Source organism: Nocardioides sp. SYSU D00065 (assembly GCF_017916425.1).
GTDB lineage: Bacteria > Actinomycetota > Actinomycetes > Propionibacteriales > Nocardioidaceae > Nocardioides.
On sequence record NZ_JAFMSX010000001.1, the window covers coordinates 360,098 to 377,999 of the forward strand.

At 70.0% G+C, this 17,902-nt stretch carries 17 protein-coding genes and 1 riboswitch; of the genes, 11 read left to right on the forward strand and 6 right to left on the reverse strand.

Features of this window, described 5'->3' with window-relative positions:
• Positions 1 to 11: 11 nt before the first annotated feature.
• From J3P41_RS01780 to J3P41_RS01825, 10 genes are all read left to right on the forward strand, one after another.
• Positions 12 to 1,808 carry a long-chain fatty acid--CoA ligase gene (locus tag J3P41_RS01780; protein ID WP_210648544.1) on the forward strand — a complete coding sequence of 599 codons (1,797 nt, stop codon included), beginning with the start codon at positions 12 to 14 and terminating at the stop codon, positions 1,806 to 1,808.
• Positions 1,809 to 2,052: 244 nt separating this feature from the next.
• Positions 2,053 to 2,835, forward strand: coding sequence for a Flp pilus assembly protein CpaB (cpaB, locus tag J3P41_RS01785; protein ID WP_210648545.1), 783 nt, complete (start codon positions 2,053 to 2,055; stop codon positions 2,833 to 2,835).
• A complete protein-coding gene (locus J3P41_RS01790) occupies positions 2,832 to 4,097 on the forward strand; it encodes a P-loop NTPase (RefSeq protein WP_210648546.1) in 1,266 nt (421 codons plus the stop codon). Before cpaB ends, J3P41_RS01790 begins: the two co-directional genes overlap by 4 nt.
• 1 nt (position 4,098) lies before the next feature.
• On the forward strand, positions 4,099 to 5,505 hold the full coding sequence (locus J3P41_RS01795; protein ID WP_210648547.1) for a CpaF family protein: 1,407 nt from the start codon (positions 4,099 to 4,101) through the stop codon (positions 5,503 to 5,505).
• On the forward strand, positions 5,502 to 7,403 hold the full coding sequence (locus J3P41_RS01800; RefSeq protein ID WP_210648548.1) for a type II secretion system F family protein: 1,902 nt from the start codon (positions 5,502 to 5,504) through the stop codon (positions 7,401 to 7,403). Before J3P41_RS01795 ends, J3P41_RS01800 begins: the two co-directional genes overlap by 4 nt.
• A 1-nt stretch (position 7,404) precedes the next feature.
• Complete coding sequence (locus J3P41_RS19110; protein WP_210648549.1) at positions 7,405 to 8,340, forward strand: type II secretion system F family protein; 936 nt, start codon at positions 7,405 to 7,407, stop codon at positions 8,338 to 8,340.
• A 9-nt stretch (positions 8,341 to 8,349) separates the two neighbouring features.
• Positions 8,350 to 9,918 carry a sensor histidine kinase gene (locus J3P41_RS01810; RefSeq protein ID WP_210648550.1) on the forward strand — a complete coding sequence of 523 codons (1,569 nt, stop codon included), beginning with the start codon at positions 8,350 to 8,352 and terminating at the stop codon, positions 9,916 to 9,918.
• Entirely contained in the window at positions 9,887 to 10,534 is a 648-nt protein-coding gene (locus tag J3P41_RS01815; RefSeq protein WP_246861424.1) for a response regulator transcription factor, read from the forward strand. Before J3P41_RS01810 ends, J3P41_RS01815 begins: the two co-directional genes overlap by 32 nt.
• 147 nt (positions 10,535 to 10,681) lie before the next feature.
• Positions 10,682 to 10,900 carry a Flp family type IVb pilin gene (locus J3P41_RS01820; protein WP_210648551.1) on the forward strand — a complete coding sequence of 73 codons (219 nt, stop codon included), beginning with the start codon at positions 10,682 to 10,684 and terminating at the stop codon, positions 10,898 to 10,900.
• Between the two features lie 132 nt (positions 10,901 to 11,032).
• Positions 11,033 to 11,227: a Flp family type IVb pilin gene (locus J3P41_RS01825; RefSeq protein WP_210648552.1), complete on the forward strand. Its 195-nt coding sequence runs from the start codon at positions 11,033 to 11,035 to the stop codon at positions 11,225 to 11,227.
• Between the two features lie 138 nt (positions 11,228 to 11,365).
• Here the strand turns inward: J3P41_RS01825 and J3P41_RS01830 are convergent, their stop codons facing one another.
• The 5 genes from J3P41_RS01830 to J3P41_RS01850 form a co-directional block, all read right to left on the reverse strand.
• Positions 11,366 to 12,559, reverse strand: a complete 1,194-nt coding sequence (locus tag J3P41_RS01830) for a hypothetical protein (protein WP_210648553.1) — start codon at positions 12,557 to 12,559, stop codon at positions 11,366 to 11,368.
• Between the two features lie 61 nt (positions 12,560 to 12,620).
• Complete coding sequence (locus J3P41_RS19115; protein ID WP_210648554.1) at positions 12,621 to 13,616, reverse strand: C40 family peptidase; 996 nt, start codon at positions 13,614 to 13,616, stop codon at positions 12,621 to 12,623.
• Positions 13,617 to 13,642: 26 nt separating this feature from the next.
• Positions 13,643 to 13,803, reverse strand: a riboswitch (cyclic di-AMP (ydaO/yuaA leader).
• A 104-nt stretch (positions 13,804 to 13,907) separates the two neighbouring features.
• On the reverse strand, positions 13,908 to 14,114 hold the full coding sequence (locus tag J3P41_RS01840; RefSeq protein ID WP_210648555.1) for a hypothetical protein: 207 nt from the start codon (positions 14,112 to 14,114) through the stop codon (positions 13,908 to 13,910).
• A 73-nt stretch (positions 14,115 to 14,187) separates the two neighbouring features.
• Positions 14,188 to 15,429, reverse strand: coding sequence for an NYN domain-containing protein (locus J3P41_RS19120; protein ID WP_210648556.1), 1,242 nt, complete (start codon positions 15,427 to 15,429; stop codon positions 14,188 to 14,190).
• 10 nt (positions 15,430 to 15,439) lie between these two features.
• Positions 15,440 to 15,715, reverse strand: a complete 276-nt coding sequence (locus J3P41_RS01850) for a hypothetical protein (protein ID WP_210648557.1) — start codon at positions 15,713 to 15,715, stop codon at positions 15,440 to 15,442.
• Between the two features lie 101 nt (positions 15,716 to 15,816).
• On the opposite strand from J3P41_RS01850, the gene J3P41_RS01855 reads away from it, so the two are divergent.
• The gene (locus J3P41_RS01855; RefSeq protein ID WP_210648558.1) at positions 15,817 to 17,607 is read left to right on the forward strand and encodes a DEDD exonuclease domain-containing protein; all 1,791 of its coding nucleotides are present in this window, start codon (positions 15,817 to 15,819) and stop codon (positions 17,605 to 17,607) included.
• Positions 17,608 to 17,623: 16 nt separating this feature from the next.
• Here the strand turns inward: J3P41_RS01855 and J3P41_RS01860 are convergent, their stop codons facing one another.
• The gene (locus tag J3P41_RS01860; protein WP_210648559.1) at positions 17,624 to 17,902 is read right to left on the reverse strand and encodes an Lrp/AsnC family transcriptional regulator; all 279 of its coding nucleotides are present in this window, start codon (positions 17,900 to 17,902) and stop codon (positions 17,624 to 17,626) included.

The following is a 17,902-nucleotide window of genomic DNA, read 5'->3' on the forward strand; positions in this document are numbered from 1 at the left end:
GAGGTTCCACCGTGCGTGAGTTCGCCACGCCGCTCTCCGTCGCCGTCCCCACCACTGGGAACCTCACCGACGACGTCGTCGCCAACGCCCGCGAGGCGGGCAGCACGCCGGTGTTCAGCCGCAACACGGGCGAGGGATGGGTCGACGTCACGGCGGCCGAGTTCCACGACGAGGTACGCGCGGTGGCCAAGGGACTCGTCGCCGCCGGCGTGGCGGTCGGCGACCGCGTCGCGCTGCTCTCGAAGACCCGCTACGAGTGGACGCTGTTCGACTACGCCATCTGGTTCGCCGGCGCGGTCACCGTGCCGATCTACGAGACGTCGTCGGCCGAGCAGATCGGCTGGATCCTCCAGGACTCGGGCGCTCGCGCGGTCGTCGCGGAGGCGCCGGAGCACCTGGCCCGGGTGCGCGAGGCGCGCCGCTCCGGCGACCTGGCCGAGCTGCAGCACGTGTGGTCGATCCACGACAACGCCGTCGACGTGCTGGGGCGCCTCGGGTCGGACATCTCCGACGAGGTCCTCGAGGAGCGGCGTACGAGCGCGACCCCGCACGACCTCGCCACCCTGATCTACACCAGCGGCACGACGGGCAGGCCCAAGGGCTGCATGCTCACGCACGGCAACTTCATGTTCGAGCTCGGCGTGGCGGTCGACGAGCTCGGCGAGCTGTTCGAGACCGACGACGCCTCCACGCTGCTGTTCCTGCCGCTCGCCCACGTCTTCGCCCGCATCATCCAGGTCGGCTGCGTGAAGAGCCGTGCACGGATGGGTCACAGCGCCGACATCAAGAACCTGGTGGTCGACCTGGGCGAGTTCAAGCCGACGTTCATCCTGGCCGTGCCGCGCGTGTTCGAGAAGGTCTTCAACTCCGCCTCGCAGCGCGCCACCGCCGACGGCCGCGGCCGGATCTTCGACCGCGCCGCCGACGTCGCCATCGCCTGGTCGCGCGCCCTGGACGGCAAGCGGGTGCCCGTGCGCCTGCGCGCGCAGCACGCGCTCTTCGACCGCCTCGTCTACGGCAAGCTGCGCCAGGCGCTCGGGGGCAGCTGCGCGTACGCCGTCTCCGGCGGCGCGCCGCTGGGCGACCGCCTCGGCCACTTCTACCGCGGCATCGGCCTCACCGTCCTCGAGGGCTACGGGCTCACCGAGACCACGGCCGCTCTCACCGCGAACCTCCCTGGCGCGCAGAAGGTGGGCACGGTCGGCCGGCCCCTGCCGGGCACGACGGTCCGGGTGGGCGACGACGGCGAGCTGCTCTTCAAGGGTGGCCAGGTCTTCGCGGGCTACTGGGGCGACGGAGCCGCGACCGCCGAGGCGCTGGACGGCGACGGCTGGTTCCACACCGGCGACGTCGGCGAGGTCGACGACGAGGGCTTCGTGCGCATCACCGGGCGCAAGAAGGAGATCCTCGTGACGGCCGGCGGCAAGAACGTCGCGCCGGCGGTGCTCGAGGACCGCCTCCGCGCCCACCCGCTCGTCGACCAGTGCCTGGTCGTCGGCGACGGGCAGCCCTTCATCGGCGCCCTCGTCACCCTCGATCGCGAGACCCTGCCGGTGTGGGCCGAGCAGCACGGCAAGTCCGGCGACGTGGCCGACCTCGTCGACGACCCGGACCTCGTCGCGGCCGTGCAGGAGGGCGTCGACGAGGCCAACAAGGCGGTCTCCCAGGCGGAGGCGATCCGGAAGTTCACGATCCTGACCGGAGAGTGGACCGAGGAGGGCGGCCAGCTCACGCCGAGCCTCAAGCTCAAGCGTGCGGTGGTCGCGCGGGAGTCGCGCGCCGAGATCGACGCGCTCTACCGCGGCTGACGTGCGGCCCCGGCGGCGGGCTAGACCATGACTACGTCGGACTAGTCACATCGGGCTACCCGGATGCCGCCTTCGGGTGGTTTGCCCGGCTTAGCCCACGCAACCGCAGCGGCGCCCCTAGATTCGGGCCGCTGGGACGGAACCGGGACCTCCCGCGATGGCACGGGGACGTCGTCCACGTCGATCGAGCGAGAGTCCCCTCGCCCGAACTGCACCCAGGTCACGACTCTCCGAAGGATCCAAGATGGCTCGCCGCCCCGTGCTGCTCATCGTCGCCGTACTCATCGCCGCCCTCGGCACCGCCATGATCGTCCTCTATGTCCAGGGCATCGACGAGCGCGCCACGGAGGGCCAGGAGCTGGTCGAGGTGCTGACGGCCACCGCCGTGATCGAGGCGGGCGAAAGCGTCAGCGCCGCCCAGGAGGAAGGCAAGTTCGAGTCGCGGCAGGTGCGCAAGGACGACAAGGTGGCTGGCGCGCTCACCAGCACCGACGCCATCGCTGACCTCGTCGCCTTGGGAACGGTCTATCCCGGCGAGCAGATCATCTCGGACCGATTCGGCACGCTCGGTTCGATCGAGAACCTGGTGATCCCGGACGACAAGATGGCACTCTCCGTAGAGCTGACGGACTTCGAGCGCGTCGCCGGGTTCGTCAATCCCGGGTCCGAGGTGGCCATCTTCGGCACCGCCGCCACTCCCATCCGGCGACTGCCGGACGGGACGGAGCAGACCCTCTCGTCGGTCACCCGGATCATCCTCCCGCGGGTGCCCGTGATCGGGGTCGGAACCACCTCGGTGTCCTCGCGCACCGTCACCAACGAGGAAGGGGCGCAGGTCACCGAGGAGGTGCCGCGCACGATACTCACGGTGGCCGTCACCCAGGAGGAGGCCGAGAAGCTCGTCCTGGCTGACCGCACGACCGACCTGACCTTCGCGTTGCTGGGCAGCGAGACGCAGTCGGACAACCAGCCTGGCGTGAACCCGGTCGACATCCTGCCCGAGACGTTCCGGGGGACCGCTGGATGACCGCGATCGTCGAGACGGACCGGTCGCGACTCAGCGTCCTGCAGGCGATGCTTCACGGGTCGGTCCCGCTGGAGTCCATGGACGCCCTCGGGGAGCACGTAGCCGCCACCCCGCAGGAATTCGCCGTCGTGATCGGCCCGTCCGTGCCCGTGGACGAAGCGGCCGTCTTCTCGCAGTGGGCACGGGTCAACAAGCCGGACCTGGGCGTCATCCTTCTCAGGGAGACGGTCGACGCCCACGCGCTCTCGACCGCTCTCCGCAGCGGGATGCGCGAGGTCGTCCAGTCACGCGACCTCGCCGGCATCACCACCGCCGTCAGCCGCGCACGCTCCGTCTCCAACGCGATCTCCCAGACCCTCGAGGACGAGACCCAGGCGGCCGCGGAAGCAGCCGCGAGGGCGGCCCTCTCCGAGGCCCGAGCGAGCGCCGAGGCGGCTCGCGAGGCCGCGGAGCGACCGACGGGGCGGATGCTGACCGTGTTCTCGACCAAGGGTGGCGTCGGCAAGAGCCTGATGGCGGCCAACGTCGCGGTCTCGCTCGCCGAGCAGGGAAGCTCGGTCTGCATCGTCGATCTCGACGTCAACAACGGCGACATCGCGATCATGCTGCAGCTCACGCCCATGCGGACGCTCACCGACCTAGCAGCCTTCAACGGAGACGTCGCCGTCGACGCCATCGAGACGCTCGTGACGCCGTACAGCAAGACCCTCGGGGTGGTGGCGGCACCCGTCCACATCGACTCACTGGACCAGGCGTCCAACGAGGACGTCGGCAAGCTGCTGGACCTGCTGGTGCGGGTCTACGACTACGTCGTGGTGGACACCTCGGGCGCCTTCGACGACTTCGCCCTCACGGCCCTCGACCGCACCGACACCCTGATCCTGGTGGGGACCCTCGACATCCCGGCCCTCAAGGGCCTCAAGCTCGCCACGCAGACGCTCGACCTGCTCAACTTCCCGCGTGAGAAGTGGCGCTTCGTGCTCAACCGTGCGGACGCCAAGGTCGGCCTGTCGGTGGACGAGTACGAGTCGACGCTGGGCCTCAAGTCCGACTGCACCCTCGTGTCCAGCCGCGAGGTGCTTACGGCCGTCAATCGCGGGGAGCCGCTGGTGCTGGCTTACTCCGGACACCCGAACAGCAAGGCCATCAAGGCCTTCACCAAGTCCATCGCGGGCGACGCGGTCCACGCCGCCGAGGTGGAGGAGCAAGCGGACACGAGGTCCCGCGCCTCCGCCGGACGTTTCCGATTGAGGAAGGCCTGAGATGGGGCTCACCGACAGACTGGCTGCCGCTCAGCGCGCGCGCACCGAAGGACTGGACCTCGCCCAGGACCCGACGCCGTCCAAGCCGTCCCCCGCCGCCCCGAGGGCTGGCGGGAAGGCCTCGACACGCGACCCGTTCGACGACGTCAAGCGGGCGGTGCACGCTCAGCTCGTCGCATCCCTCGGCCCGAAGCTCTACGACGTCCACATGACGCAGAGCGAGCTGGAGAGCAACGTCCGGCTTGCCCTCCAAGGCGCCGTGGCAGCGACCGACGTGGTGATGTCCGGTGCCGACCGCACCCGGATCACCCAGGAGATCTCCGACGACATCCTGGGCTACGGACCACTGGAGCCGCTGCTGCGCGACGGCGACTTGTCCGAGGTCATGGTCAACGCCTACGACTCGATCTACGTCGAGCGCGGCGGCAAGCTGGTCAAGACCGGCACCAGCTTCTCCGACGAGGCGCACCTGCGTCGCACGATCGACAAGATCGTCGGCAAGATCGGCCGACGCGTCGACGAGGCGAGCCCGATGGTGGACGCCCGGCTGCCCGACGGGTCCCGTGTCAATGCGATCATCCCGCCACTGGCGCTCGACGGCTCGAAGCTCACCATCCGGAAGTTCTCCGAGGATCCGTACACCGTCCAGGACCTGATCAATTTCGGCAGCCTCACGCAGTCCTCGGCGAACCTGCTCGAGGCGTGCGTGAAGGGGCGTCTCAACATCCTGGTGTCGGGTGGCACAGGCGCCGGTAAGACCACCACGCTCAACGTGCTGTCGTCGTTCATCCCCTCGGACGAGCGTATCGTCACCATCGAGGACGCCGCCGAGCTGCGGCTCGGACAGGACCACGTCCTGCGCCTGGAGTCGCGCCCGCCCAACATCGAGGGGAAGGGCGCGGTGACGATCCGCGACCTCGTCAAGAACTCGCTGCGCATGCGTCCAGACCGCATCGTCGTCGGCGAGATCCGTGACGCCGCCGCGCTCGACATGCTCCAGGCGATGAACACCGGCCACGACGGGTCGATCTCGACGTTGCACGCCAACACGCCGCGCGACGCCCTGGCCCGTCTGGAGACCATGGTGCTGATGGCGGGAATGGACCTGCCGGTGCGCGCCATCCGCGAGCAGGTGTCGAGCGCGGTGGATCTCATCATCCAGCAGACCCGCCTCAAGGACGGCACCCGCCGGATCACCGCGATCACGGAGATCGTGGGCATGGAGGGCGACATCATCACCACGCAGGACGTGTTCATGTTCGACTTCTCCGCCGGCATGAACGACCAGGGGAAGTTCAAGGGTGAGCTGGTGTCCACCGGTCTGCGACCTCGCTTCTTGGAACGGCTCGCCGACCACGGCGTCCGGGTGGACCCGGCCGTCTTTGCGACGAGCGGGGGATTCCGATGAGGCCTGTCCCGGCGATCGCCGCTGTCGCCCTGTGCCTTGGTGTGAGCGCAATGGGCGCTCCTGCGCACGCCACCGGCGAGATCGACATCGACCACGTGCAGTCCGAGGACGGCACCGTCTCCTTGTTGCTCGGTGTCGACAGGCTGCCCGCTCGGGCGACCCCCGATCTCGGCAGCACGAGCGTCATGGTCGGCGGTGAGCGCGTCGACGCGACAGCCCGGACCGTCGCCGGCAGTCAGGTCGAGCGGACCACGGTGCTGGTGCTCGACACCAGCAACAGCATGGAGGGCGAGAAGCTTGCCGCCGCCACGAACGCCATCGACTCGTTCCTGGCCGCCGCGCCCGACGACGTACGCATCGGCCTGGTCACCTTCGCGGGCTCCGTCCAGGAACCGGTCGGGCCCACCACCGACCACGAGTCGATCACCGACGAGCTCGCGACCGTGGACCTCGAGGCCGGCACCAAGCTCCACGACGCGGTGGCCGCTGCCGCCGAGCTGGCCGGCCGCGACGGTGCCCGCTCGGTGCTCGTGCTCTCCGACGGCGCCGACACCGGCAGCGCGACCACAGCAAAGGACATGTCGACGATCGCGGGCGAAGCGGGCGTCGTCGTCGACGTCGTCGCCCTGGGACGCTCACCCGAACAGCAGGCGACGCTAGGTGACCTAGCGGACGCCACAGGTGGCCAGGTCATCCCGGCCGATCCGGACGCGCTGGAGGCGGTGTTCTCGGCGCAGGCCGAGGCTCTGTCCTCCCAGGTGCTCGTGACGTTCGATCTGCCCGAGGGCGTGAGCGGGGAGCAGACGGTGGAGGCCACGATCTCAGCCGGCGGCACCGACTATTCCGACTCCGCTTTCGTGTCGCTGGCAAGCCACCTCGCGGTAGCGGACACGCCGGAGGCCATCGAACAGGGCGCCCCGGTCGTCGGCCGTAACGGCTTCCTACTCGGCCTTCTCGCCTTCGGGCTCGGCTTTGCCGGTGTCCTTGCGTTCGCCTTCGGTGGCGGCTCACGCAAGTCGCTCACCGACCAGCGACTCGATAGCTACTTCGGCCAGGGCGGCGGACCGACTGCCGCCTCGGAGAGCCGCCGCTCGAAGGCGGAGGGAAACCTAAAGGACGCCGCCGTCAATCTCGCCGGTCAGGTGGTGAAGGGCGACTTCGAGGACCGGTTGGCCAAGCGGCTCGCGGGTGGCGGCTCGTCGTTCAAACCCGCCGAGTGGCTCCTGCTCCACGCCGCCATTGCCTTCGGTGCGGGATTCGTCGGTCTCGTCTTCCAAGGCGGGGCGATGATGTTCGTGTGCTTCGTCGCGGGCGTGGTGGTTCCGTGGTGGTGGTTGCGTCGCAAGCACGCCAAGCGGCTAGCAGCGTTCAACGCACAGCTGGCGGAGACGCTGACCCTCATGGCCGGGGGCCTGTCCGCTGGCCTCTCGCTCCCTCAAGCAGTCGACACAGTGGTGCGCGAAGGCCAGGAGCCCATGGCGACTGAGCTAGGGCGCGCACTGGTCGAGCAGAGGCTCGGCGTGACGATCGAGGATGCGCTCGACGGTGTTGGCGACCGCATGGAGTCCCAAGACTTCGCCTGGGTGGTCATGGCGGTGCGGATCCAGCGCGAGGTGGGTGGCAACCTGGCTGAGCTTCTCACCACGGTGTCCGACACACTCCGCGAGCGCGAGTATCTGCGCCGTCAGGTACGCGTGCTGAGCGCTGAGGGACGGTTCTCCGGCTACGTCCTGACTGCGCTACCGCCGGTCATGTTCGCCTACATGCTGGCGGTCCGACCCGACTTCGTCCGGCCTCTCTACACGACCCTGACCGGCTACGTGATGATCGGGATTGCCGCGGTTCTGCTCCTCGTTGGCCAGTTCGTGGTCTCACGACTGACGAAGATCGAAGTGTGACGTGACGTCGACGATGTTCCTCGGCCTCGGGGCCCTGCTGATCTTCACAGGGGTGCTGCTCGCATTCTCGATCATCGGCGTGCTGACGAGCGAACGCCGGGCGGTCGGCCGCTCCGTAGCCGCCGTCCAGGCGATCAACTCGGCGCCGAAGGAGCTCACGACCGAGATCGACGTGTCCTTCACCGACCGCGTGATCGCACCGTTCAGCGAGCGTCTGGTCGGCATCGGTCGCACCATGATCCGCGCGGACACGGCGGAGAAGATCCGGCATCGGCTCGACGTTGCTGGCAACCCACCGGCGTGGGATGTCAATCGCATCATCGGCACCAAGGTGCTCGCGATGGCTGTCGTCGGCGTGATGGGCTTGTTGTTCATGGTGTCGCGAGAGTCGTCCTTCGCGCAGGTTCTCCTGGGCACCGGTGCGGGCGGAGCCTTTGGCTACGTCCTTCCAAACATCCTCCTTCGGAATGCCGGCACCAAGCGAGAGGAGCTCATGCGCAACTCGCTGCCCGACGCCATCGACCTGCTCACGATCTCCGTCGAGGCCGGTCTGGGCTTCGACGCGGCCGTCTCACGGGTGGCGAAGAACACGGACGGTCCGCTGTCACAGGAGTTCTCGCGCCTCTTGCAGGAGATGCAACTCGGTGTAGGCCGAGCGGAAGCCATGCGGGCCATGGGCGAGCGGACGACGCTCGCCGAGCTACGTTCCTTCTGCTTGGCGATGGTTCAGGCAGACAGCCTCGGCATCCCGATCTCGCGCGTGCTCCGGATCCAGAGCTCCGAGTCACGAGTCAAGCGTCGGCAGAGGGCCGAGGAGAAGGCGCAGAAGGTCCCGGTGAAGATCCTGTTCCCCCTGATCTTCTTCATCCTCCCCTGCCTTTTCATCGTCATCATGGGACCAGTTGTCCTGCAGCTTGGTCCCCTGCTCAGCAGGTAGCGTTCGTTGATGCTGAGCACCCACCAGCCCGGGATCCTCTGGCGCGTCACGACCGCGGCGCGTGTCTTCGTCCTGGCGCTCGCTCTCGGCCGCGTGCTCTCAGCCGGCGAAGCGCGCGGAGTGCTCCTACCCTTCGTTGCTGTCGTCCTCGTCGCCACCGTGACGTGCGTCCTCGAGCGCGAAGTACCTGACCGACTCCTGGTCTGGCTCCCGCTAGTGGAAGGCGTACTTGTCAGCGCGTTGTTGTCGAGCAATCAGGAGGCCGGGGAGTACGTCCTGGTGTACCTGGCCGTACCGGCGGTAGTCGGAGGCCTGCGCCACGGGTGGCTCGCGGTGTTGAACACCACCTTGGCCGGCGCCGTCACTTTGCTGTCGGTGACCATCAACATCGGCTCGTCCAGCGCGCATGTGGCGGAGGCGGGGTTGTTCTGGCTGGGCATCGGGCTCGGCACGGGCCTGCTCGCGGCGTGGCAGACCCGCGCGTTACGGGAGCTGATCGACGCTCGCGCGCCCCTGGTCGAGGCGCACCGCTTGTTGGTCCAGCTGCAGGCTTTGGCGCACGAGAACGAGGTGGGCTTCGACAGCTCTGGTGCCAGCGAGCAGCTCGGCAGCGCCCTGCTCGACCGAGTGGAGGCCACCCGCGCGGCCGTGTTCGCACGCCACCGGGACGGCTCGCTGGTGCTGCTGTGGTCCCGCGGCGCGATCGAGGGTCTCGAGGACGCCGCAGCGTCCGTCACGGACGAGGTCGTGGCGACGCCCGAGACGCTCTGCGTACCGGTCATGTCAGAGGACCGCGTGATCGCAGTAGCGGTCCTCGGTGACCTACTGTCCTGGCACGGCGAACCGGAGATGACAGCGACCCGCGTCGCCGCCAGCCACGCGCTCCGTCTCGACACCGCTCTGATCTTCGACGACGTCCGAGGGCTGGCGGCGTCCGAGGAGCGGCACCGGATAGCTCGAGAGATGCACGACGGGGTAGCGCAGGAGCTAGTCGCCCTCGGCTATGCCGTCGACGAGATCTCGTCGGTGACCGAGGAGGCCCAGACGCGTGAGCTGTCCATGCTTCTACGCGCAGAGGTCACCCGCGTGGTCTCCGAGCTGCGGTTCTCCATCTTCGACTTGCGGCACGACCTCGCCGGTCATTCGTTGTCCGCGTCCTTGACCGACTACGCCAACACCGTAGGCATGCAAGCGGGTCTTCGGGTGCACCTCACCCTCGACGAAGCCGGTCCGCCGCTGCCGTCACGCGTCCAGACCGAGATTCTGCGCATAGCACAGGAGGCGATCGGCAACGTCCGCCGCCATTCCCGCGCAGCGAACCTGTGGGTGCTGTGGACAACAGACGGGGATGGTCAGTGTCTACGGATCGAGGACGACGGTGTCGGCAACGCAGCCCCGCGTGCGCAGCACTACGGCCTGCACACGATGCGCGAGCGGGCCGAACACATCGGCGCAACGCTGACCGTCGAGGACCGGCACGGCGGCGGAACCGTCGTGGAGATGAGCAGCCGCTCCCCTGAACCCCATCACCGCAAGGAGAAGATCGTTGCCTACCACCACCGTCATGCTCGTCGATGATCACGAACTGATCCGTCAAGGTCTCGCACGGGCCTTCGAACGCGACGACGACATGACCGTCACCGGCCAAGCCGGATCGGTGAGCGACGCCCTGACCGTGTTGGCGGAGGTGCAGCCCGATGTGGTCGTCACCGACTTGCAGCTGCCCGACGGCACCGGCCTCGATGTGGTCCGCGCCGTCAGAGCGGTCAGCGAGACCACCGGCGTCGTCGTGCTCACGATGCACGCCGGGGACGAGCACATCTTCGCCGCGATGGAGGCAGGCGCATCGGCCTTCGTGGGCAAGGACAGTGGCGCCGGTGACGTGCTGAGCGCTGCAAAGCACGCAGCGGTGGCGCCGCGGACGTTCCTGTGCGCGAGCCTGGGTGCCGCCATGGTGCGCAGGGCGACAGCCTCGTCGACACCTCGCCTGTCAGTGCGCGAGATGGAGGTCCTCGTGCTCCTCGCCGACGGCCTCGGCACAGGCGAAATCGCCGCCCGCCTCTACATGAGCGATTCGACGGCAAAGACGCACATCACGCACATCTACCAGAAGCTTGGGGCCGCTAACCGCGCGCAGGCACTAGTCACAGCGATGAGGATGGGGCTGCTCGATCAGATGTCTTCCGAGTTCTGAATTGTCCAGGCGAGAGTAGTCCGATTGAACTATCCCCTCAGGACTGATCGCATGATTCGCCGAAACCCCGCGACCGGCAGAGTTCTCGTCGACGGGTCCTGTGCGGCTCGGACCAGGACTCACCATCCAGATCACAAGGGGACATCAATGCTTGAGAAGCTCATCGCTCTTCGCCAGTTCATGACCGTCCAGGACGAGAAGGGCGAGCGCGGCGCCACCGCCACCGAGTACGCCCTCCTGGTCGCCTTCATTGCCTTCGGCATCGTGCTGGCGGTCGGCCTCTTCGGCGACGCCCTCGCCGGCTTCTTCGGCGAGCTGACGACCACGGTCGGCGGCTGGGACGGCAGCGGCACCGGCGCCAACTGATGCTGTCCGGGCTGCCGTAGCGAGAGCGCAGCACTGAACACCTGATTCGCGTGATCAGGCGCCCGATCAGATTCACTTCGTACTAGCGAGTTCCAACGAACTCGTTTCGCTGACTCAGAAAAGAGAACTCCGATGCTTCAGAACCTCTTCCTTCAGTTCCTCCTCGGCCGCGACGAGGAGGAGGGTGCTACAGCGACTGAGTACGCCCTGCTGGTGGCGTTCATCGCCTTCGGCATCGTTCTGGCCGTCGGCCTGTTCGGTGACGCACTTGCCGGGTTCTTCGGCGAGCTCACCGGCACGGTCAACGGATGGGACAGCGACAACTGATTTCCTGGCAAGGGGCTGGGGCCGTGACATTCGCGGCCGCCAGCCCCTTGCTGCTTTTCGGCGGCGTTGTATCGGCCTCCAACAGGGCTTGGCAGCGCGCCGGGACACGACAAACGTGACCCAGCGGCTGCGAACGACTTACTGAAGCGCGTCAACCACGAAGCCCGCGAGCCGGTTCCGCCAGGTCCACGTCAGTGCTCTTTCGGACAGTCCAGCGCGAGCCAGAGCCGAGGTAATGTGCTGGCCGGCGGCCGCGTCGCGATAAACGCCCACCAGCCCCCGCTCCCCCAGCCGCTCCGCGATGACGCGGCAGGCCAGCCAGGCCTCCTCGTAGCGCGCCTGCAGGTCGCGTGCGCGCGTGTCGAAGTCCGCGGCCGTGGGGAGCGTCCGCGGCACCCCGTTTCGCCGTGCCGCGGCGATGGCGCGTCCGAGCGTGACCGGGTCCGGCAGGCGCGTGCCGCGGAGGGCGACGTAGTCGGCGAACCCCTCGAGCAGCCAGGGCTCCATCGGCGTGCGGACCGCGTCGGTGGCGACGTGCACCAGCTCGTGGCTCATCACCACCTGCGCCCCGGCGCGACGGAGGCCGGCCGTCACCTCGGGGTTCACGAAGACGTGGACAGGCGCGCCGGGATCCGTCGAGCTGCCTGCCGTCGCCGTCACGGCGGCCACGCCGGCGTACGTCCCGGGGTCGGCGCCCAGCGCCGCGTCCAGGTCGGCGGCGCTGCCGGGCACCTCGACGACCACCGGCGTCGTCCAGCCGGACAGCACCCGGCGTACCACGGCGACGCCGCGGACGGCTCGTCGTGCGACCACCTCCGCCGCGGCGGCGGAGCCGTCAACCATGACGAGGACGCCGGGCGCCGTGGCGACGGCGAGCTCCCCGTGCAGCCACAGCGGCGTCCGGCTGCCGGGCTCCGTGCCGCCGAAGCCGGCGATGGCCAGGTCCGCCCCGTCCGGGGCGAAGTCGACGATCACGTCGGCCGCCGACGGCATCCGGTCGAACCCGTCGACCTGCCACGTCATCTCCACGACGCCCGACCAGCTGCCGTCGGCCGCCACCACACCCACCTGGTCGACGTAGCGGGCGCCTACCCCGGTGAGGTGGGCGGCCTCGACGTTGCGGGCCACCCCGGCCAGCACCCTGGCCGCTTGGTCGTCGCCGGACGGCGCGAGGGCCGCCAGCGCGTCGGGGTCGCGGTCACCGACCGCCGCCGCGAACGCCGACAGGACCGCGGCTGCGTCGCCGGGGCTCGCGCGTCGTACGTCGAGCGGGCCGGTGTCCACCTCGTGCCGCCCGTCGCGCACGAGGAACACGGCGACGAGCGCGACCACCAGGCACAGCGAAAGGCCGGCCGCCCACAGGAGTGGACGACCGGCCTTCGAGGACCGCTGGTCAGCCAGGACGGACCGCGCCGACGTAGGGCATCGAGTAGAGGCCCGAGACGGTGACGCCGGAGCCGGGGTTGGCCGCGTGCACGATCATCCCGTTGCCGATGTACATGCCGACGTGGCTGATCGGGCTGTAGTAGAAGACCAGGTCGCCGGGCTGGAGGTCGCTGGCCGCGATGCGCGGACCGGAGCCGAACTGGGCGCTGGACGAGTGCGGCAGGGAGACGCCGGCCTGCGCCCACGCGCGCATGGTCAGGCCGCTGCAGTCGAAGGCACTCTCGCCCATCGCACCGTAGACGTAGGCGTCGCCCACCTGGGCCATCGCGTACTGGACGGCGGCGGCGGCACGGCCGGAGGCCGGGACCGACGCCGGCGCGCGGGTGGTCTCGCTGCGCGAGGCGGTGTCCAGCAGACGCTCGCGCTCCTCCTCCTCGAGGTCGGCGAGGAGCGCCTTGGCCTCGGCGAGCTTGTCGTCGACGGTCTCCTTCTCCGCGCTCAGCTGCTCGGTGATCTCCGCGATCTCAGCGGTGCGGGCGTCCGTCGCCTCGCGGCGGATCTCGAGCGCCTCGAGCTCGGTGTCGTAGTCGGCCAGCAGCGAGCTCTGCAGGTCGTTGAACGACGACATGGTGGACAGCGTGTCGAGGAACGACCCGGGGTCCTCGGACACGACGACCTGGCCGACGGTGGAGATCCCCTCGCCCTCGAGCTGTCGCACGACGGCGTCGGAGACCTGGTCGCGCACCTCCTCGAGGCGGTCGTCCTGGCGCGCCTGGTCGGCCCGGAGGCCGCTGAGGTCGCGGCGCAGGTCGGCGAGGTCGAGCCGGGCGTCGTGGAGGCGCTCCTGGGCGGCCTCGGCCTCGTGGTAGAGGCGGTCGACGCGGGCCTTCACGTCCTCGATGTCGGGGTCGGCCTGAGCGGGGGTGGCGGGGACGAAGGCAAGGGCAGCGATCGCGGAGAGACCTAGAACGGTCGCGCCGGCACGCTTGCGGGGGTGAGCCACGAGCGGGGGAACTCCTCGGGGTGTCGTACGCCTACCGGGTGAGCTGACGGGTTCGGCACGACGTGTCCTACCCCTGCTCCACGTGCTGCTCGCGCGGCACGCCTCACAGGGGATTCACCCCAGGGGGAAGTGTGGTTCCCCGGCTCGTCGGCCACAGGTGCTGCACGATGTGGCCCACGACTCGGCGCGACGCCCGCGCGGGCCGGGTGACCCACTGCCACGGACGTCAGCACTCACCCTAGACGCCGCGCGATGACCTCGCCAATCTTCGGCGGAAGTTGTCACGAGGTGTCACGCGGACTCGATGACCGGCCCGTCCACCGGCTCGACGAGCCTCAGAGGCGGCACCAGGCCGCCCGAGGCGAGCACGTCGAGCGCGGCCATCTCGTCGTCGTCGATGGTGAGCTCCGGTGGCGGTCCGAGGAGCACCGTCACCACGCAGTCGTGGCAGTGCAGGCCGCGCACCACACAGGTGTCGCAGTCGATCCGTGTCGTCATGTCCGGAACGGTGACAGGAGGCACCGACAACGGCCCGCCGACGGCGCACGAGGGGTGACGCACGGGATGGTCGTCAGCCGGAGATGATCCCCAACAACGCCGACGCCGGGACCGCGCGGGCGCCGCTGCGCACGACGTCGCCGCCCAGTGCCCGGTCGTCGGTCACCACCGCGACGACGCGCCCGCGCGGCTCCGCGGCCACCAGCTGCCGAATGACGTCGTCGGCGATCACGCCCTGAGGGCTGAAGACCACCCGCACGCCTCGAGGCGCGGGCATGACCGTCCGGGTCATCGACTCGGCGGCGTCGAAGACCACCGTCGTCTCGGCGCCCGTGCGCGCGACGAGCGGTCCCAGCGCGGCGACGAGCCGGCTGCGCTGAGCCTCCAGGCTGGCCGTCGGCCACGCCTGCTTGGTGACGTTGTAGCCGTCGACGAGGAGTCGCGCGCGCGGCATGCCCAGCACCTGCTCGAGCAGCGTGGAGCTCATCGGCGCCGCGGACGCGGGCGCCGCCTCGACGCCGGCCAGCTCCGCCTCGACCGAGTCCGCCGGTGCCCCGTCGACGGCGGGTAGGCCGAGCTCGCGGCGCAGGCCCGTCGCGGACTCGACGACCGCGTCCAGCAGCAGCCGTGCTCGGACGGTCGCCGAGTCACGCTCGGAGCGCGCGTCGCGGCGCGAGGCGGCGAGCCCGGACTCGGCAGCCTCGAGCTGGGCGCGGACCCGCCGCACCTCCGCCTCGGCGGCGCGGGTGGCCGCGTCCGCGGCAGCGACCGCCTCATCGCGCGCGGCGTACGCCGCGTCCCGCTCGTGCTCGGCGGCCTTCAGCTGGCTGCGGGCCTCGCCGAGTCGCTGGCGCAGGACCTTGTGGTCGCCACGGAGGCGCTCCAGCTCGTCGCGGTGCCCTGAGCGCACCGAGGCGAGCTCCGCCTGGAGCGAGGCCACCTGGGCGACGAGGCGCCCCAGCTCGGCTCGGGCCCGGTCCTCGTCGTCCTCGGCCGTGTCCAGGCTCTCGACGACGCCGGCCACCATCGACTCCCAGCCGTCGTCCCGGGTAAGCCAGGCGCGGGCGGCGAGGTCGACCGGGTCGGCGGTGCTCACCGGCAGGGCGGCGACCTGGACGGCGGCGCGTTCACGGAACGCCTCGTCGGCGAGCGCGTCCCAGATCACGCCCGCCCCCAGGCGCGCCCGGCGGGCGGGCGCGAATCCGGCCACCTTGCGCAGCGAGGGCGGCACCGGGACCACCGAGGGCAGCACCGCCGCGACCAGCGCGACCACCCGCAGGCGGAGCCGCTCCGGCAACGGCGCCTGGTCCGTCACGGACGTCTCGTCATCCGGCGGCCGGATCGGTGGCCGTGTCGGCCGCCGCGCGGTCGACGACCTCGACGGCGTCGGAGCGCCCGCACCAGCGGCACGCGACCGCTTCGACGACCTCCGAGCGCACCGTCTCCTCCTCGACCTGGTGGGTCCCAGCGAGGTCGAAGTGCCAGTACTCCGTCGTCCGGCGCGTGCGGGTGACGTCGAACCGGGTGAGGTTGCCACAGGCCGCGCAGCGCCACCGCTCGCCGTCGCGGGGAGCGCGGAGGTCGGCTGTCTGGTCGGTCACGGCTGCTCCCGGGGTCGAGGATCGTACGAACGCACGGCGCGGCAAGCCTAGTCCGCGCGTTGCCACGTCGTTGTCGGATCCCACGTCTAGCGTCGTCGCCCATGAGCACCACCGCCCACCGCGCCGCGCGGGACGGCTCCCGCTGGGAGGCGCAGCGCAGCTTCGACGAGCTGGGACGGCCGCTGCGCGAGACGACCTTCTGCGTGGTCGACCTCGAGACGACCGGGGGCTCGGCCGAGGGCGGCTCGATGATCACCGAGATCGGCGCGGTGAAGGTGCGCGGCGGGGAGGTGCTCGGAGAGTTCCAGACACTGGTCAACCCCCACGCCGAGATCCCCGCGTTCATCGCGGTGCTGACCGGCATCAGCAACTCGATGGTCCACGACGCGCCGCCCATCGAGTCGGCGCTGCCGGCGTTCCTCGAGTTCGCTGCCGGTTGCGTCCTGGTGGCCCACAACGCCCCCTTCGACATCGGCTTCCTCCAGCACTTCGCCCGCCAGCAGGGCCGACCGTGGCCCAAGGTCGAGGTGCTCGACACCGCCAAGCTGGCGCGCCGGGTGATCACCCGCGACGACGCGCCCAACTGCAAGCTGTCGTCGCTGGCCAAGCTGTTCAACTCCGCGACCACCCCCAACCACCGCGCCTTGTCCGACGCCCGCGCCACCGTCGACGTGCTGCACGGCCTCATGGAGCGCCTCGGCGCACTCGGCGTGCACACCCTCGAGGAGCTCCAGACCTTCTCCGCCCGAGTCAGCACGGCTCAGCGGCGCAAGCGCCACCTCGCCGAGGGCCTCCCCCACGCTCCCGGCGTCTACCTGTTCCGCGACGACTCCTCCCGCGTCCTCTACGTCGGCACCTCCCGCGACCTGCGCACCCGGGTGCGCACCTACTTCACCGCCTCCGAGACGCGCAGTCGCATGGGCGAGATGGTCGGCCTGGCCAGCTCGGTCACCGGCATCGAGTGCGCCACTCCCCTGGAGGCCGAGGTGCGCGAGCTGCGCCTCATCGCCGAGCACAAGCCGCGCTACAACCGACGCTCGCGGTTCCCCGAGAAGGTGCACTTCGTCAAGCTCACACGGGAGGCGTGGCCGCGGCTCTCGCTGGTGCGCAAGGTGCTCGACGACGACGCCGACTACCTCGGGCCCTTCTCCTCGAAGAAGACCGCGGAGAAGTGCCTGGCCGCCCTGCACGAGACCTTCCCGGTCCGCCAGTGCAGCGGCCGGCTGCCGCGCGTCCCGTCCGGATCGGCGTGCGCGCTCGCGGAGATGGGTCGGTGCCTGTCGCCCTGCGACGGCTCGACCGACGAGGCGACCTACGCCGCTGTGGTGCGCCAGCTGCGCGACACCCTCCTGCGTGACCCGCAGGAGGTGGTCGAGGTAATCAACCAGCGGATGAGCGCCCTCGCCGAGCGCGAGCGGTTCGAGGAGGCGGGGGTACACCGGGACCGGCTGGCGACCTTCGTGCGAGCGGCGGCGCGAACCCAGCGGCTGTCGGCGTTGACCCGCTGCTCGGAGATCGTCGCCGCGCGGCGCGAGGACAACGGCCGGTGGTCGGTGCACGTGGTGCGGTTCGGCCGGCTCGCCGCCGCGGGCGTGATCCCACCGGGGGCCGACGCCCACCAGTACGTCCGCGAGCTCACCGCCAGCGCGGAGACGGTGAGCGGCGCCCCGGGACCGGTGCCCGCTGCCACTGCGGAGGAGTCGGAGAAGATCCTGCGGTGGCTGGAGTCGCCCGGCGTGCGCCTCGTCGACGTCGCAGGCGAGTGGATCTGCCCGCTCGGGGGCGCCGCCCGCCACCTCGCGCTCTACGACGCCGTCAATCAGTCGCGTCTCTCGCTCGTGCCCTTCGACGAGCACCGGCTTCCCTCACCGGTCCACCGTCCCGTGCGCTGAGAGCCGGCGGTGCCGCTCAGTCCAGCCCGATGCTGAAGGCGGACTCCAAGTCGTGCTGGGAGTAGGTGCGGAAGGCGATGTGCGTCTCGGTCTCGGTGACGCCGTCGACCTTGTTGAGCCTGTCGGCGACGACGGACGCCACGTCCTCGTGCTCGCGCACCCGCACCAGGGCGATCAGGTCGATCTGCCCGGTGACGGAGTAGACCTCACTGACACCGTCGAGCGAGGCGATGGCCTCGGCGACCTCCGGGATGCGCGCGACGTCGGCCTTGACGAAGACGATGGCGGTGATCAT